Raw genomic sequence first — 288 nt, 5'->3', positions numbered from 1 at the left:
TATACTTATGACATACATAATTAGTGCAATAAAAGTACCGAAAAATATTGTTATATGGTTATCTGTCGCATATATACTATTGATTATGGAAAAAATTATAGCTATGATACCACCTGAAACAACTAAGCTTAAATAGTTGCCTAGGATAATCGTTACATTATTAGTACTAGATATCTGGATTTTTCCTAGCATACCAGTTTCTTTATCTTTTACAATACTGATTGAAGCAAATAATAAGAAAAAAGCTGTAAAAGAAATGATAATAGGTATTATCATTTCTTTTACAGC

1 protein-coding gene is annotated in these 288 nt (G+C 27.1%); it reads right to left on the bottom strand.

All coding sequences use genetic code 11. The features are described 5' to 3' along the window. A partial coding sequence (locus ACX6CF_RS26290; RefSeq protein WP_458788345.1) for a hypothetical protein occupies positions 1–288 on the bottom strand: 288 nt, incomplete at both ends.

The organism is Vallitalea sediminicola (genome assembly GCF_054408565.1).
Note: the sequence above shows the minus strand (reverse complement) of the source record. Positions and strands in the feature narration are given on the sequence as shown.